We start from the raw sequence: 13531 nt of genomic DNA on the forward strand, positions 1-13531 counted from the left end.
AGAACGTTATGGCCCGTGGGGTTAACAAAGTCATATTGGTCGGCACTTGCGGCCAGGATCCCGAAGTTCGCTACCTGCCTAACGGTAACGCCGTGACCAACCTGAGTCTGGCCACCAGCGAACAGTGGACCGACAAGCAAACCGGTCAGAAGGTCGAGAAGACCGAGTGGCACCGTGTTTCGATGTTTGGCAAGGTTGCCGAAATCGCCGGCGAATACCTGCGCAAGGGTTCGCAGGTCTACATCGAAGGCAAGCTGCAGACCCGCGAGTGGGAAAAAGACGGTATCAAGCGTTACACCACCGAAATCGTGGTCGACATGCAAGGCACCATGCAACTGCTCGGCGGCCGTCCACAACAGGGCGACCAACAAGGCGGTGGCAACAACTACCAGCAGTCCGCTCCGGCCCCACGCCAGCAGGCGCCACGTCCGCAGCAGTCGGCTCCACAGCAGCGTTCGGCCCCGGCCCCACAGCAGGCCGCACCGCAACCGGCTCCGGATTTCGACAGCTTTGATGACGATATTCCGTTCTGATTCGCTGCTGTAACCGCCGCAAATAAAAAGGCCCGTCGCTTAAACGACGGGCCTTTTTGTTGGGCAAAAAACTTATGGTCATCCCCGATCAACTGTAGGAGCGAGCCTGCTCGCGAAGGCGTCAGATCAGATAAAGCAGTCGTTTAATGACAATCCGCTTTCGCGAGCAGGCTCGCTCCCACAAGGATCTGTGGTTCAGTCGAGGATCAGGTGCGGCAGGAAGCGGCTCGAATCCTTGGTGATCAGACTGTTGTCTTCCCGCACCCCAATCCCTGCAGCCTGATCGCCGATCACCCAAGAGCCAATCAGCGTGTAGCTGTCGCCAAACTTTGGCAGCGGCGCAAATTCCTGCAGGATAAACGGCGCATCCGTGTAGGGGCCGTCCTCTTTGACGGTCAGACCGTCAGCCGTTTGCAGCTCAATGTTGGCGCCTTCCCGGGAAAAGTACGGCTTGCGTACCCAGCCTTTGGGCACTGCATTGGCTGGATCCAGATCAAGATGCGCCGCCAGCAGATTTGGATGGCCCTTGTGCATTTCCCACAGCAAGGGTAGCGCGCCCTTGTTCGACAGGATCGCTTTCCATGCCGGCTCGAAAAATTGCGTACCACACTCGGCAATTGCCGCCCCGAACGGCTCGTGAAAGATGAATTCCCAGGCATGCAGTTTGAACAGGTGCGGGATCCAGCGATCTTCCAGGTCGACAAAACGACCTTCAGACGTCAAACCGATGTCTTCAATATCGATGTGCCGCGACTCGATGCCGACCTTCTCGGCGATCAGGCGCAGGTAATCCGTGGTGCCCTTGTCTTCGACGGAGTCTTTCATCGAGGCGAAGTAGAACGGCCGCTTCAGCTGTAATTCGGCGAAGGCTCGATGCAATTGGGTGTCGATGCTGTTGAACTGGTCGGCACGACGCGGCAGCGTGCCGCGCTCGATGCATTGTTCCAGCCAGCCCCATTGAAACGCCGCTGCTTCGTAAAGGCTGGTCGGCGTGTCGTAGTTGAGCTCCAGCAGTTTCGCCGGGCCGTTGCCGGTGTAGGAAAAGTCCATGCGCCCGTACAGATGCGGATGACCTTCCAGCCAGGAAGTGCGGATCATGTCGTAGTACGCCGGCGGGATGCTCAGGCGATCCAGCAGTTCTTCGCTGTGTACCACGCGATCGACCAGGTCCATGCACATCTCATGCAGTTCGGTGGTCGGGTCTTCAAGATCGTTTTCGATCTGCGCGAGCGTGAACTGGTAGTACGCGCTTTCGTCCCAGTACGGCTCGTCGTCGATGGTGTGGAACATGAAGCCGAGGCTCTCGGCAGTCTGTTTCCAGTCAGGCCGCTCGGCGCATAGGATCTTCTTCATTGTCAGCTGCTCGAACGACCGGAACTGCTGCCCCAGCCACCCCAACCGCTACGGGCGCTGGATTGGCTGCCGAAGCCGCCGCGTGACGTCGAAGAAGCCACGTTGACCGGTTTGCTTTTGCTGCTTTCGTAATCCGTTTGGCTGCGCGTCGTGGTGTCGGCTCTGCGGTACTGCGTCGAGGTGTTGTATGGCTGGCGCGTTTCGCGATCGCGGTAAACCGTGCGTTCGGCGTTGTTGCTCATCGCATTGCCGATCAGCCAGCCGGTCAGCCAGCCATTTCCGCCACCGCCACCACCGCTGGAGACGTGCGAAGTGCTTTGCACATTCTGCGCCGTTGCATTAGCGACGGGCATCTGCGCATCAGCGATGGCGTCGAGGTTCTGCGCCGATTCACCTTCCTGCGGCACTTTGAAGCCACCGAGTTTCGGCACGAAGCGGCCGTCGGAGTTTTTCTGGCACCAGTCAGCGGCAAAGTCCGCGTCGCACTTGGCCTTGTCGTCATACGCCGGGGCAATGCGCCGGTGTTCGGTCAGGGCGGCGACGTAGGCGTTGGAGCAGACATCGGCGGCCACTTCGGCGTCGACACACTGTTCCACATTCTGGAAATTGCGTGGTTGATCTGCGGCTGTCGCCTGGCCGGAAATGGCCATGGCCACCGAGGCGGCGAGGGACAACTGAACGTATTTGCTGCGTTTCATCTAGGGCTTCCTGCCGATCAGTTGGACGGTGTCATGCACGCCGCGTTGAGCATACCGACGCTGATCGCGACCGCAGCAACGTAGATGCCGGAGGCGATTTCACCGTTGGCGATGCGCTGGGACGTGCCTTTGAGCACCAGGCCCGTGGCGAGGAACGCCAGCAGTTGCACGACGGCGGCAATCACGGCCCAGAGCACGAAGTCGAGGACGTTGACCGAAAACGCAATCACGTTACTGGCCGGAATCGCGAAGCCGATAATCGCGCCGGCCAAGGCGATGGCGGCGGCTACGTTGCCGGAGCGAATCAGCTCAAACTCCTTGTGCGGCGTGATGCGCGTATAGACAAATTGAAACAGCATGAACAGCAGTACGGCGCCGATGAGGTAGACGACGAAACCGACCAGCGCGGTTTTGTTCAGGGAAACGGCCAGCACTTCCAGCATGAAAAACTTCCTTTTTTAAATGGTGCTCAGATCTGTCGTGTACAGCGAAATGCCCAGCGAGGTGCTCAGGCTGACGGTGCCTTCTTCATCCTGTTCGACGGAGAACAGCAGCAGTTCGCGGCGATCGGTCAGGCCGGTCTCGCGCGCGTAAAGCATTGAGTGGTGTTCGATGGTGTAGCTTTCGTCCGGATTGACCACTTGTTCGGTCATCGGTACCAATTCGGTCTGGCCTTGTTCAGTGCCCCACTCGCGGGTGTATTCGACACCGCCGTGGTTGTAACCGGGTAAGCCGATCTGGCTGTTGGGGCCGGCCAGGCGCTGCAGTTCGGCGTCACTGTTGACCGTCACGTAACTGAGGTAGTTGAACAGGGTGACCGATTCGATCTGATCGTCACCGGTGACGTGGATCTGTAGCCAGAAATCCTCGTCATTCATGTAATAGCGGTGCAGTTTGTTGGACTGGCCGAGATCGACCCAGCCGTGGCTCCAGATCGCCTGATCGAAGGGCACCCGCACCGTGGTCGAACCATCGAGCAACAGCGCCAGCGTCGTATCGAACCTGACGGCTTTGCCCTGGGCCATGCCGAGTGGGCCACTGGCAACGGTCGGTGTTGGCGCAGCGGTCTGCCAGTTGCTGGTGCCCAGCAAGTCTTTAAACCATCCCATGGGTACGTTCCTTGAAGCGGGTGGAGGTGTTCGTCGGCGAAAAAAACGTGGCTAGTGTACCGGGCGAACCGGTGAACAGGCAGAAGGATTTTTACGCCGCAAACCGTGTGGGAGCGAGCCTGTTCGCGAAGAGGGCGTGTCAGTCAACATTGATGTTGACTGATACGACGCTTTCGCGAGCAGGCTCGCTCCCACAGGTTTTTTGCCCCGCGTTACTGGGAAGACTTTTGCTTCAGACGCTCAAGAATCGCGTTGGCGCTGCCTTCGTTCGGCGTGATGCCGGCGTCGCGCAGTTTGCGTTCCAGGTCGTTGCCGGTCGAGGCGTCAGCCAGTTCGTCCGCCGCGCTCAGCTCGGCAGCACGTTGCTGCTGCTTGGCCTGCAGACGGTTCAACGTACCGACGGCAGTTTCCAGTTTGCCATTGGCGCCGCCGCTGGCGATGGAAGCGCTGACCTGAGCTTTCTGCACGCTTTCACGGGCCTTGGCCATGTCCACTTGCTGGCGCAGGCTCTTGATCCGCGACTCGGCTTTGCTGATGTCTTTGCGCATGTTTTCGGCGTAAGTACCGAATTCGTCGCTCTGCTTTTTCTCAACATCCAGCTCGTTGGTCAGGGTCGAAATCGCTTCGGCCACTTCCAGTGCCAGGTCTTCACGGCCAGCGTTCAGCGCCGAGACGGCTTTGGCCTCCAGATCCTTGATCTTGGCGTCGTACTCGCTTACGCGGTCGGCGGCCAGTTTGTGTTTAGCCATGATGGTGACCAGTTCGCGACGGGCGTTCGACAGCGCGCTGTCTGCATCGCGGATTTCCTGATCGAGGATGCGCAGGGCCTGTTGGTCCGCGATCGCTTCGCCGACTTCATTGGCGCCGCCGCGCAGTGCGGTGAACAACTTGCTCCAGATGGACTGAGTCATTGGATATTCCCTGTTGATTACTTGAAGAAGTGTTCGAAGGCTTCGCTCGCGCGCTGCACATTGTCGACCAGGGTTTTCACCTCGGTGACGACGTTGGTCAGGCTCGAGTCGGCGCTGAGGGCGCCAAACATGTTGTAAACGGTCTGCCCGTTCGGCATCGACTCGATACCGATCGACGACAGCGGGAACATTTCCCGGCTGCGCAACACGGCATCGTTGAAGGCGCGCACGTCGCTGATCGAATCGATGTCCACCAGCACGGTGTCGACGATGATCTGCTGGCCGGCCAGGGCGATGTGAATCGGCAGACCGCCGAATTCGTTCATTTCCAGCTTGATGCTGGGTTCGGAGCTCTGGATCAACGACAGCGTGATTTCTTGCGAAGCCACCTCGTCGAGGGCCTTGAGGGCGTTGAAGAGGCTATCGATGGTCCAGTTGTTGCCTGCGCTCATGTAATTCTCCGACATGAAAGAGCCAGCCAGAATCGGTTGGCGTAGCTGTTGCTCCATTTGCTTGAGCAAGCTTCGGTTTTCCGGAAGCACCCAAGTTTCGTGTTTCACATAACCGGCGGCCGCCAGGCCCGCGCGCATCTGCTTCATGTAAAAGCTCGACGGTTTTTTTGCCGACGTTTTCGCGCGCTCGCCCTTGAGACTCTCTGATTTCGCTGTAGGGGAACGGCTTTTCATGGCAATGGCTCGGTTATGGATATCTCACGCGTGAGCCACACTACAACCAATTCAAAATGCCATCAATGGCTCACGCGTGAGATTTTTATGACAGGCGTAAAAAGGCCCGCAACAGGGCGGGCCAGCTATTTTTGCAGAATATGACTCAGCGATTGGCGGCGAGGAATTCGTCGGTGGAGACCACACTGGCGTAGGCGAATCCCAGCGCCGACATGAACGCAGCGTGAACATGGGCGGCCGGCACCGTCAGGCCATTGAACTCCAGGTCACGGCTGGCGCAGGCGTCGTGAATCACCGTGACGGTATAACCCAGATCCGCCGCCGCACGGGTAATGCCGTCAACACACATGTGGCTCATGCTGCCGACCACCACCAGTTCCTTGATGCCTTGTTCGTCGAGGATCGCTTGCAGTTCGGTTTCGCGGAACGAGTTGACGAAGTGCTTGAGCACCACCGGTTCATCGGCGCGGTTGAGAACTTTGGGGTGCAGCTTGGCGCCGTCCGAGCCCGGGGTGAAAAACGGCGCATCCGCTGAGGTGAATTCGTGGCGAATGTGTACCACCGAATCACCTGTCTCGCGGAACGCGGCGAGCAGTCGGGCGGCGTTGTCGGCGGCGGCGTCGGCACCGGCCAGCGGCCACTTGCCTTGGGGGAAGTAGTCGTTCTGGATATCGACTACGATGAGCGCTTGCTTGGCCATGGGGGTGTCCTCGAGGTATTGGCTGGAAGTGGCTTCAGTATTGGCGCTGGCCAGCCATTCGGGGATTGGCCGCACCGACAATAGACAGGGGAAAACTGACAATGGGCGCAGAATGGGCCGCCGTTGCTGAACTGGGCGTGCTGATCTATCCCGGCGCGCAGATGGCGGCGGTGCACGGTTTGACCGATCTGTTTGCGGTGGCCAACCGGATTGCCGCCGAGCATCAGGCCGCGCAGTTGCCTGTGCTGCGGGTCAGTCACTGGCAGGTCGAAGGTGATCAGCCGCCAACGCGCACTTACGCCAGTCATGCGGGTAACGACAGCGCTTTGCTGGCGGTGCTGATCCCGCCATCGATCGGCGGGTTCTCGGCGGCGCAAGCGCCGGCCAGCCTGATGCAATGGTTACGCGATCAACATGCCCACGGTGCAACGCTGGGCGGGGTTTGCGTAGGCTCGCTGATGTTGGCTGAAAGCGGTCTGCTCGACGGCCGCAGTGCCACCACCCATTGGACCTCGGCCAAGGCCTTCGCCGAGCGTTACCCGAAGATCAAGCTCAAGGCTGACACCCCGATTGTCGACGACGGCGACTTGATCACCACGGCCGGATTGATGGCTTGGTCGGAACTGGGATTACGTCTGGTCGACAGATTGCTCGGGCCGAGCATTGCCACCGGCACCGCGCGATTTCTGGTGATAGAGCACAGTGACAGCGCCAGTGAGTGCGGCAGTAATTTCGCGCCGATTCTAGGTCATGGCGATGCGGCGATTCTCAAGGTGCAGCATTGGCTGCAAAGCACCGGCGCGACGGATGTTTCGCTGACGGCGATGGCGGAGCGGGCCGGGTTGGAGGAGCGCACATTTCTGCGGCGGTTCCGCGCGGCGAGCGGGTTGAAACCGACCGAGTACTGCCAGCATCTGCGGGTGGGCAAGGCGCGCGAGATGCTCGAGTTCAGCAATGGCACGATTGATCATATTGCGTGGACGGTGGGCTATCAGGATCCGGGCGCGTTTCGTGCGATATTCAAGAAGATCACCGGGCTGGCGCCGAGTGAATATCGGGCGCGGTTTGGTGTGACCCCAATATCGAAAGCATCCATTAACTAATGTGGGAGCGAGCTTGCTCGCGAAAGCGGTGGGGGCTGTAAGTTTGATGTCGCCTGACACGGCGCCTTCGCGAGCAAGCTCGCTCCCACATTGAACTCTATAGGACTATAGATCGTGCAATTTGCCGGGGTTTGACGCGCGGTCGTGCAGATTGAAACAGGCCTGGTGCCAGTACGATTTCGCCAAGTTTCTGATTAGCAGAGGATTTTCAAGAGTCGGCCGTTGGCCTGATCTCTGCACCGCTCAACGCTACAGTCATCAAACCGATGGAAGGGGACCGCATGACCCCGACACCCCGCAGGAAAATTGTCGTTGCCCACTCGGTGCGCCCTGACGCGCCGCAGCATGAGGTGCAGACCAACAAGTCCCTGGCCCGCTGGCTGGCGCAGATATCAGGGTTTAAATTCGGTGGCAGTTACGACGCTGCGAAACATCAGGGTCGCGATCTCTACCTGTTGCCCACGCAAACCATCGTTGGCGCCGACCAGGCCCGTGAGCTCGGCATCAAGGGCCCGGACGATCTGTGGGGTGGCTTCGTCGAACACGATTTCATCTGCACCAAAGCCATCAGCCACGGCCTGCGCAGTCATCAGGCCCACGCGCCGCAAGGCTGGTCGCCGCTGTTTTCCGAGCGGGTACGCAATGTCGTGCTCGATGGCCTCAGTGTGTTTGCGCTGGCGGATGCGCGGCCCGCCGCCGAGCATCTGCTGTACAGTGGTCCCATTCGCCTGAAGCCGATTCACGCCTGCGCCGGACGTGGCCAGGAAGTGATCAAAAGCCTCGACGCCTTCGACGAAGTTCTCGCTCGACCTGAAGCCGCGAAGTTGTTCAGCGACGGCGTGGTGCTGGAGCAGGACCTCAGCGATGTCGTCACCCACAGCGTCGGCCAGTCGTTCATCGGCAATAGAGTGCTGAGCTACTGCGGTGATCAATACTTGACCAAAGATGCCCACGGCGAAGAGGTCTACGGCGGCTCGAACTTGCTGGTGGTGCAGGGCGGTTACGACGAGCTGCTGACGCTGGATCTGCCCCACGATGTGCGTCTGGCCATCGAGCAGGCGCAGGTTTTCGACAATGCGGCGAATGAAGCCTATCCACGGTTTTACGCCTCGCGACGCAACTACGACATCGCCCAAGGCCGGGACAGCAGCGGCAAAACCCGCAGCGGTGTGCTCGAACAGTCCTGGCGCATGGGCGGTGCCAGCAGTGCTGAGGTTGCGGCACTGCAAAGTTTCGTCAACGATCCGGGGATGCGCGCGATTCGTGTGTCTTCGGTGGAAACCTACATCGATCAGGCGCTGCCGGCGGACGCCATTGAGGTCTATCGCGGACCGGCTGAGAACAGTGAATTTCTCCTCAAATACGTAACGGTCAAATCCTATGACGGCTAGAAGCGAAAGCATTCAAATCGACATTGATGATGAACAGATGAGCGGGACATTTCTCAGTCCCAAATCGAAAGTCCCGGGGGTGTTGTTCGTACACGGTTGGGGCGGCAGTCAGGAACGTGATCTCGAGCGCGCCAAAGGCATCGCCGGTCTTGGTTGCGTGTGCCTGACCTTCGACTTGCGCGGGCACACCGGTGGCACCGGGATCCCGCTGACCCGCGTTACCCGCGAAGACAATCTGCGTGATTTGCTCGCGGCCTATGACCGCTTGCTGGCGCATCCGGCGCTCGACACTTCCGCGATCGCCGTGGTCGGTACCAGTTATGGCGGTTATCTGGCGTCGATCCTGACCTCGCTACGCCCGGTGCGCTGGCTGGCGCTGCGGGTGCCGGCGTTGTACCGCGACGAGCAATGGCACACACCCAAGCGTGAGCTGGACAAGGCCGATTTGCGGGATTACCGCAGCACGCTGGTGCGCGCTGATACCAATCGCGCCTTGCACGCCTGCTCGCAATTCACTGGCGATGTGTTGCTGGTGGAATCGGAAACCGATGACTATGTGCCCCACGCGGCGATCATGAGTTACCGCGCGGCGTGCCAGCAGACGCATTCACTGACGCACCGGATTATCGATGGCGCCGATCATGCGTTGAGCGAGCCGGTTTCACAGCAGGCCTACACCTCGATACTGGTGGACTGGATTACCGAGATGGTCGTGGGTGAACGGTTGAGCATTATTCAATCAGCATGATCTTTTAGTGTTCTTTCGGACGCCTTCGCGAGCAAGCTCGCTCCCACAGGGGATCGCGTTTCAAATGTGGGAGCGAGCTTGCTCGCGAAGAGGCCATCAACTTCACCCAAAAAATCAGGTCGGTTTCTTCTCTATTCGCAGCGCCTTGGCCTTGGCCTCCACCACCAGATACATCACCACCGTAATCAACAACGGCAACAGAAAATAAATCGCCCGATACGCCAGCAATCCCGCTACCAGACTGCCACGTGAAGCCTCGTGTTGCAGCAACGCCACGAACACCGCTTCCAGCACGCCAAGCCCCGCCGGAATATGCGTGATGACCCCGGCAATCGCACTGATCAACAACACCCCCAGCACCAACGGATAATCCAGTTTGCTCGGCAACAAGGTGAAAATCACCGCCGCCATCAGTGACCAGTTCAACGCCCCCAGCAGCAATTGCAGGACGGCCATGCGCAGCGACGGCAGATTGATTTCCACCCCGCGAATCGACCATTCGCGACGTTTGGAAAACTGACACGCCGCCAGATAGCCGGCGCTGATCAGCAGCAACAGAACACCAATGCCTTGCAACGCCGCGCTGCTGATTTTCCAGCCCGGTGGCATTGTCACCAATCCACTGCTGAACACCACGCCGGCAATGGTCATGTAGCCGAACCAATTGGTCGCCAGGCTCAGACCGAGGATCTTGGCGATGTTGCTTTTGCTCACGCCAAGGCGCGAATACAGCCGATAACGCATGGCGATGCCGCCGACCCAGGCACTCAGATTGAGGTTGAACGCATAGCTGATGATTCCTACCGGCAGAATCTGTTTCCAGGTCAGGTCCTGACGAATGTAAGTACGGCCGATCAGATCAAAACTGGCGTACACCAGAAAACTCAGCAGGGTCAGGCTGGCGGCGATAATCAAGGTGCGCACTTTGAAATCGGCAAGGGTTTGCAGCACCTCGGCCCATTCAATGCGCGTGGCGAACATCGTCAGCAACACGATCAACGCGAGGAAAAACAGCAGGGTCAACGGACGCTTCCAGCGGCTCCATTTCGAGTGCGTTGCTGGCGCCGAATGCGGGGCGGAATGCACCTCGGAATGGCTCATGAGCGGTCACCTCGAAACGGCTTTAGCCTCGGTTTGTGCGCCGGCAGCCAACCGGCCATCGCCGGGAAATGCCGTAGAAAGTGGAACACCAGAAAACCCACAGTCATGTGCCAGATGCGCCCACGTGGCGACTGGCTGGCGTCCATGGCTTTGCAGTGGTTCTGGCTGAGGTCTTCAAGGCGTTCGAACAGATGCTGATTGAACGCGCGGTCGCGGATCAGCACGTTGGCTTCCAGATTCAGCGACAGGCTCAGCGGGTCGAGATTGCTCGAGCCGACGGTGCTCCATTCTTCATCGACCAGCGCGACTTTGCCGTGCAGCGGGCGCTGGCAATATTCATGAATCTGCACGCCGGCCTTGAGCAGGTAATCGTAAGTCATGCGCGCCGCCAGTTTGGCCACCAGCATGTCCGGTTGCCCCTGCAGAATCAGGCGGACCTCAACCCCGCGACGTGCAGCATTGCGGATTTCCCGCAACAGGCGATAACCGGGGAAAAAGTAGGCGTTGGCGATCACCACCCGGCGTTTGGCGCGGCGCAGCACCTGCAAATACACGTCTTCGATGTCGGAGTGATGCTGGTCGTTATCGCGGAATACCAGGCGTACTTGACCGTCGTGATCGTTGAACGCCATTTCCGCGCGGCGCTGGCGCCGGCGTTGCCACCAGAAGCGTGCGCGTCCGGGGCGACCGCTTTGCAGCAGGGCAAAGTGGTGGATGTCAGCGACCACCGGCCCCTGCACTTGCACCGAGTAATCCTGTTTGGCTTCGGGGCCGAAATCAGCGAGGTGGTCGCCGGAAAAGTTGATCCCGCCAATAAACGCGATCAGGCCGTCGACCACCACGATCTTGCGGTGCAAACGGCGGAACCAGTTGGTGCGAATGCCCAAGCGTTTCGGCGCCGGGTCGAAAATTTGCAGATGCACGCCGGCCTCACTCAGCGCGGTGAGATAACCGGTGGTCAACTCGCCACAACCAAAGCCGTCGAGGCTGACGGTGGTGCGCACGCCTCGTCGCGCGGCATCGATCAGTATCTCCTGCAACTCGGCGCCGACCTTGTCTTCGAAAACGATAAACGTCTCGAGGAGGATCTCACTCTTCGCCGCGCGCATCGCTTCGAACACTCGCGGAAAATACTCCTCGCCGTTCTCCAGCAACTCAACGCGATTGTTGCCCTGCCAGCGGTACTCGACATCAACATGGCCGGGCTCGCGTATCGGCGGGTTGATGGCGATCGGTTCCACGGCGGATTTCTCCAGCGGCGCGCTGCTCATAGTTCGATCTCTACCGATAAAGGAACGTGGTCGGAAAGGTGCGACCAAGGCCTGTTCGCCAGGACTTTCGGCTGGCTGGCCTTGAGGTTGCGCACGTAAATACGATCAAGCCGAAGTGCTGGCAGGCGCGCGGGAAAACTGCGTGCCGGTTTGCCCTGATGCTCGGCGAACACTTCGCGCAGGCCGCAAGGTTTGAGCTGCGCATCGGCGCGCTGGCGCCAGTCGTTGAAATCGCCAGCGACGATCACTGGTGCGTCGTCGGGCAACTCCGCCAAGCGTTGCATGAGCAAATCCAGCTGGGCGTTGCGATGACTTTCGCGCAGGCCCAGATGCACGCAGATCGCATGCACTTCGGTGCCGTCGCCGGGCAGGCGCAGCACGCAATGCAGCAGGCCACGGTTCTCGTGGCCGTTGATCGAGACGTCGAGGTTGTCGTGACGAATGATCTGGAATTTCGACAGCAGCGCATTGCCGTGGTCGCCCTCCGGGTACACCGCGTTGCGCCCATAGGCGAACTGCGGCCAGAGGCTGTCGGCGAGGAATTCATACTGCGGCATCGTCGGCCAATTGCTGTAGCGCTTGGGATGGTGCTCGTGGGTGCCGTGGACTTCCTGCAGAAACACCACATCGGCGGCGACGCTGCGTACCGCTTCGCGCAGTTCCGGCAGGATGAAGCGCCGATTCAGTGCGGTAAAACCCTTGTGGGTATTGACCGTCAGTACGGTGAACGTCCGCACGGACGGCGCAACGACCGAGCCCTCATCGGTGAAGCCAACCGGTTCCGGAATACTCATGCCAGCACTCCTTCGCCAGCCGGTTCGCCGGGGGTGGTGGCGAGGTCTTTATCCAGCTCGAAACGATGCAGCAGGTCACGGGCGTCGTACGGCGCGCGGACTTTGATGTCGTTGTCGAAATAGCAGAACACTTCGCGGGATTTGCGTGCGCGTGGCTTCAAGCGTGGTGCGATCAGGTGCGCGTCTTTTGGTTGCTCGCCGTGGTGCCAGGCGTCGATGCGTTCGGCCCAGCGCTTGAGGGCTGGCGCGGTGTAATCGCTGGCGTAGAGCTCTTCGGCGCCGTGCAGGCGCAAGTAGACAAAGTCGCTGGTGAGGTCTTCGCGGTACGGCCATTTATTGGCGGTGTCGGCGATCACCAGTGCGGTGTTGTAGCGCTTCAATAGGCGCACAAAATCGGGATCAAGGAAGCTGTCGTTGCGGATTTCCACAGCGTGGCGCAGCGGTTTTTTACGCCAGGCTTTCAGGCTCGCGTGACCGTGCAGATGAGCGTCGTGTTGCCGGGCGAGGGTGGCGGCGGCTTCGGTATCGTGGGGCAGTAGCGCGAGGAAATGTTCAAAACGCTCAGGCTCGAATTTGAAGTTCGGCGGAAATTGCCAAAGGATCGGCCCGAGCTTTTCCTTGAGTTCCAGCACCCCGGAGGCGAAGAAATTGGCCAGAGGCTTTTCGATCTCGCGCAAACGGCGGGTGTGGGTGATGAAGCGCGGCGCCTTGACGCTGAAGACGAAGTCGTCGGGGGTTTCGGCGTACCACTGCGCGTAGCGTTCGGGCCGTTGCAGGGCGTAGAACGATCCATTGATTTCGATGCTGTTGACCGCCCGCGAAGCGAACTGCAATTCGCGTTTCTGCGCCAGTCCCTTGGGGTAGAAGTCCCCGCGCCACGGTGCGTAGCGCCAGCCGGAAATACCGATGTGAATCGTTGCCATGCTGCCCTCCCGTTGAAAGCCCTCGTGTTGCCGCTGTCTTCTGATGACTGCGGGCGGTTCGGGAAAGTTTCGACGGTATTACGGACGGTCACGTCGAAAGCGAAGATCAAAAGCGCTCCCCCTCACCCCAACCCTCTCCCCCAAGGGGGCGAGGGGGAAGGGAGCAGATCTTCGTGGTTTTGAAGGCTTGAGTTCGACTGCAGACTTTCA

Annotated in this window: 15 protein-coding genes; 4 read left to right on the forward strand and 11 right to left on the reverse strand. The window is 59.6% G+C overall.

Annotated elements, in window-relative coordinates; all coding sequences use genetic code 11:
* The first annotated feature begins 8 nt into the window (after window positions 1-8).
* Complete coding sequence (locus GTU76_RS26775) at window positions 9-533, forward strand: single-stranded DNA-binding protein (protein ID WP_008081898.1); 525 nt, start codon at window positions 9-11, stop codon at window positions 531-533.
* A gap of 195 nt (window positions 534-728) precedes the next feature.
* Here the strand turns inward: GTU76_RS26775 and GTU76_RS26780 are convergent, their stop codons facing one another.
* The 7 genes from GTU76_RS26780 to GTU76_RS26810 all read right to left on the reverse strand — a co-directional run bounded on the left by GTU76_RS26780 (window position 729) and on the right by GTU76_RS26810 (window position 5990).
* Window positions 729-1886: a glutathionylspermidine synthase family protein gene (locus tag GTU76_RS26780; protein ID WP_180699977.1), complete on the reverse strand. Its 1158-nt coding sequence runs from the start codon at window positions 1884-1886 to the stop codon at window positions 729-731.
* Window positions 1887-1888: 2 nt separating this feature from the next.
* Window positions 1889-2584, reverse strand: coding sequence for a DUF1190 domain-containing protein (locus tag GTU76_RS26785; protein WP_180699978.1), 696 nt, complete (start codon window positions 2582-2584; stop codon window positions 1889-1891).
* 17 nt (window positions 2585-2601) lie between these two features.
* Window positions 2602-3027, reverse strand: coding sequence for a DUF350 domain-containing protein (locus GTU76_RS26790; RefSeq protein WP_016983572.1), 426 nt, complete (start codon window positions 3025-3027; stop codon window positions 2602-2604).
* Between the two features lie 15 nt (window positions 3028-3042).
* Window positions 3043-3693, reverse strand: coding sequence for a DUF2491 family protein (locus tag GTU76_RS26795; protein WP_016983573.1), 651 nt, complete (start codon window positions 3691-3693; stop codon window positions 3043-3045).
* Between the two features lie 212 nt (window positions 3694-3905).
* Window positions 3906-4604, reverse strand: coding sequence for a PspA/IM30 family protein (locus GTU76_RS26800; RefSeq protein WP_016983574.1), 699 nt, complete (start codon window positions 4602-4604; stop codon window positions 3906-3908).
* A gap of 17 nt (window positions 4605-4621) precedes the next feature.
* On the reverse strand, window positions 4622-5290 hold the full coding sequence (locus GTU76_RS26805; RefSeq protein ID WP_180699979.1) for a YjfI family protein: 669 nt from the start codon (window positions 5288-5290) through the stop codon (window positions 4622-4624).
* A 145-nt stretch (window positions 5291-5435) separates the two neighbouring features.
* Window positions 5436-5990: a cysteine hydrolase family protein gene (locus GTU76_RS26810; RefSeq protein WP_016983576.1), complete on the reverse strand. Its 555-nt coding sequence runs from the start codon at window positions 5988-5990 to the stop codon at window positions 5436-5438.
* 101 nt (window positions 5991-6091) lie between these two features.
* Here GTU76_RS26810 and GTU76_RS26815 point away from each other — a divergent pair, with 101 nt between their 5' ends.
* From GTU76_RS26815 to GTU76_RS26825, 3 genes are all read left to right on the forward strand, one after another.
* Complete coding sequence (locus GTU76_RS26815; protein WP_180699980.1) at window positions 6092-7093, forward strand: GlxA family transcriptional regulator; 1002 nt, start codon at window positions 6092-6094, stop codon at window positions 7091-7093.
* Window positions 7094-7374: 281 nt separating this feature from the next.
* Window positions 7375-8484 (forward strand): DUF3182 family protein, encoded by a 1110-nt coding sequence (locus GTU76_RS26820; protein ID WP_180699981.1) that lies wholly within the window; start codon window positions 7375-7377, stop codon window positions 8482-8484.
* Window positions 8474-9232: an alpha/beta hydrolase family protein gene (locus GTU76_RS26825; RefSeq protein ID WP_016983578.1), complete on the forward strand. Its 759-nt coding sequence runs from the start codon at window positions 8474-8476 to the stop codon at window positions 9230-9232. Before GTU76_RS26820 ends, GTU76_RS26825 begins: the two co-directional genes overlap by 11 nt.
* A gap of 114 nt (window positions 9233-9346) precedes the next feature.
* On the opposite strand, the gene GTU76_RS26830 is transcribed toward GTU76_RS26825, so the two are convergent.
* The 4 genes from GTU76_RS26830 to GTU76_RS26845 are packed head-to-tail and all read right to left on the reverse strand — an operon-like array spanning window position 9347 to window position 13321.
* Window positions 9347-10333 (reverse strand): lysylphosphatidylglycerol synthase domain-containing protein, encoded by a 987-nt coding sequence (locus tag GTU76_RS26830; RefSeq protein WP_180699982.1) that lies wholly within the window; start codon window positions 10331-10333, stop codon window positions 9347-9349.
* On the reverse strand, window positions 10330-11604 hold the full coding sequence (gene clsB / locus GTU76_RS26835; protein WP_180699983.1) for a cardiolipin synthase ClsB: 1275 nt from the start codon (window positions 11602-11604) through the stop codon (window positions 10330-10332). The genes GTU76_RS26830 and clsB overlap by 4 nt, the downstream gene beginning before the upstream one ends.
* Window positions 11601-12398 (reverse strand): endonuclease/exonuclease/phosphatase family protein, encoded by a 798-nt coding sequence (locus tag GTU76_RS26840; protein ID WP_038362074.1) that lies wholly within the window; start codon window positions 12396-12398, stop codon window positions 11601-11603. Before GTU76_RS26840 ends, clsB begins: the two co-directional genes overlap by 4 nt.
* Complete coding sequence (locus GTU76_RS26845) at window positions 12395-13321, reverse strand: DUF72 domain-containing protein (RefSeq protein WP_180699984.1); 927 nt, start codon at window positions 13319-13321, stop codon at window positions 12395-12397. The genes GTU76_RS26840 and GTU76_RS26845 overlap by 4 nt, the downstream gene beginning before the upstream one ends.
* Window positions 13322-13531 lie beyond the last annotated feature (210 nt).

It is taken from the genome of Pseudomonas crudilactis, assembly GCF_013433315.1.
Taxonomy (GTDB): domain Bacteria; phylum Pseudomonadota; class Gammaproteobacteria; order Pseudomonadales; family Pseudomonadaceae; genus Aquipseudomonas; species Aquipseudomonas crudilactis.

Bases quoted from the DNA above. Each gene is read 5' to 3' on its own strand.
- GTU76_RS26805 (WP_180699979.1), bottom strand. From the start codon at position 5,290: ATGAAAAGCCGTTCCCCTACAGCGAAATCAGAGAGTCTCAAGGGCGAG.
- GTU76_RS26840 (WP_038362074.1), bottom strand. From the start codon at position 12,398: ATGAGTATTCCGGAACCGGTTGGCTTCACCGATGAGGGCTCGGTCGTT.
- GTU76_RS26795 (WP_016983573.1), bottom strand. From the start codon at position 3,693: ATGGGATGGTTTAAAGACTTGCTGGGCACCAGCAACTGGCAGACCGCT.
- GTU76_RS26810 (WP_016983576.1), bottom strand. From the start codon at position 5,990: ATGGCCAAGCAAGCGCTCATCGTAGTCGATATCCAGAACGACTACTTC.
- GTU76_RS26845 (WP_180699984.1), bottom strand. From the start codon at position 13,321: ATGGCAACGATTCACATCGGTATTTCCGGCTGGCGCTACGCACCGTGG.
- GTU76_RS26815 (WP_180699980.1), top strand. From the start codon at position 6,092: ATGGGCGCAGAATGGGCCGCCGTTGCTGAACTGGGCGTGCTGATCTAT.
- GTU76_RS26775 (WP_008081898.1), top strand. From the start codon at position 9: ATGGCCCGTGGGGTTAACAAAGTCATATTGGTCGGCACTTGCGGCCAG.
- GTU76_RS26830 (WP_180699982.1), bottom strand. From the start codon at position 10,333: ATGAGCCATTCCGAGGTGCATTCCGCCCCGCATTCGGCGCCAGCAACG.
- GTU76_RS26820 (WP_180699981.1), top strand. From the start codon at position 7,375: ATGACCCCGACACCCCGCAGGAAAATTGTCGTTGCCCACTCGGTGCGC.
- GTU76_RS26780 (WP_180699977.1), bottom strand. From the start codon at position 1,886: ATGAAGAAGATCCTATGCGCCGAGCGGCCTGACTGGAAACAGACTGCC.
- GTU76_RS26825 (WP_016983578.1), top strand. From the start codon at position 8,474: ATGACGGCTAGAAGCGAAAGCATTCAAATCGACATTGATGATGAACAG.
- clsB (WP_180699983.1), bottom strand. From the start codon at position 11,604: ATGAGCAGCGCGCCGCTGGAGAAATCCGCCGTGGAACCGATCGCCATC.
- GTU76_RS26800 (WP_016983574.1), bottom strand. From the start codon at position 4,604: ATGACTCAGTCCATCTGGAGCAAGTTGTTCACCGCACTGCGCGGCGGC.
- GTU76_RS26790 (WP_016983572.1), bottom strand. From the start codon at position 3,027: ATGCTGGAAGTGCTGGCCGTTTCCCTGAACAAAACCGCGCTGGTCGGT.
- GTU76_RS26785 (WP_180699978.1), bottom strand. From the start codon at position 2,584: ATGAAACGCAGCAAATACGTTCAGTTGTCCCTCGCCGCCTCGGTGGCC.